Genomic DNA, 1,303 nt, shown 5'->3' on the forward strand with positions numbered 1-1,303 from the left:
GGTCAAGTCCGGTGAAGTGGTGTACGACGGTGATCCCTCGGTGGGGTTGATCAGGCCGTCAGTGCGGGGACGGTAGCAGCGGTTTCCTCCTGTCCGGTGGTGGTGGGTGCCAGGGCGTGTCGGCAGCGGGTGAGGACGTCGAGTCCGATGTAGCGGCGCTGCTCGGCCCAGGCGTCGTGCTGCTCGGCCAGGACGGCGCCGACGAGGCGGATGATGGCCTCGCGGTGGGGGAAGATGCCGACGACGTCGGTGCGCCGGCGGATCTCGCGGTTGAGGCGCTCCTGGGGGTTGTTGGACCAGATCTGGCGCCACACCTCCTTGGAGAAGGCGGTGAACGCGAGGATGTCGGCGCGGGCGTCCTCGAGGTGCTCGGCGACCGCGGGCAGCTTGCCGGCCAGGGTGTCCAGCACCCGGTCGAACTGGGCCTGCACCGCTGGCGCGTCGGGCTGGTCGTACACCGAGTGCAGCAGCGCCTTGACCCACGGCCAGGACGACTTGGGCGTGGCGGCCATGAGGTTGGCCGCGTAGTGCGTGCGGCACCGCTGCCACGCGGTTCCGGGCAGGGTGGCGCCGATGGCCTCGACCAGGCCGGCGTGGGCGTCAGAGGTGACCAGACCCACCGGACCGGCCGCGGTGAGGCCGCGGGCGACGAGGTCGCGGAAGAAGCCCAGCCAGGAGGCCGTGGTCTCCCCGGTGGCGACCTGGATGCCCAGGATCTCCCGGTATCCCTCGGCGTTGACGCCGGTGGCCACCAGCGCGGACACCTTCACCACGCGCCCGCCCTCACGCACCTTCAGCACGAGCGCGTCGACGGCCACGAACGTGTACGGGCCGGCGTCCAGGGGCCGGGTGCGGAAGGACTCCACGTGCTCGTCGAGCTCGGCCGCCATCACCGAGACCTGCGACTTGGACAGGCCGGTGATGCCCAGCGCGGTCACCAGCTTGTCCATCCGCCGGGTGGAGACCCCGAGCAGGTAGCAGGTCGCCACCACCGTGGTCAGCGCGGCCTCGGCACGCTTACGACGCTCCAGCAGCCACTCGGGGAAGAAGGACCCCTCGCGCAGCTTGGGGATCGCCACGTCCAGGGTGCCCACACGCGTGTCCAGGTCCCGGTGCCGGTACCCGTTACGCCGGTTGGTCCGCTCGGTGCTGCGGGCGCCGTACTCGGCGCCGCAGACCGCGTCCGCCTGCCCCGAGAGCAGCGTGTTGATGAAGGACTGCAGCAGGTGCCGCATCAGGTCCGGGCTCGCCTGCGCGAGCTGCTCGTGCAGGAAGACCTCAGGGTCGATACTGGGAGAAGCGG

1 protein-coding gene is annotated in these 1,303 nt (G+C 71.0%); it reads right to left on the reverse strand.

All coding sequences use genetic code 11. The features are described from left to right. Nucleotides 1–50: 50 nt before the first annotated feature. Nucleotides 51–1,289: an IS256 family transposase gene (locus D4B81_RS17770; RefSeq protein WP_237566092.1), complete on the reverse strand. Its 1,239-nt coding sequence runs from the start codon at nucleotides 1,287–1,289 to the stop codon at nucleotides 51–53. Nucleotides 1,290–1,303 lie beyond the last annotated feature (14 nt).

Source organism: Ornithinimicrobium cerasi (assembly GCF_003702705.1).
Lineage (GTDB): Bacteria > Actinomycetota > Actinomycetes > Actinomycetales > Dermatophilaceae > Ornithinicoccus > Ornithinicoccus cerasi.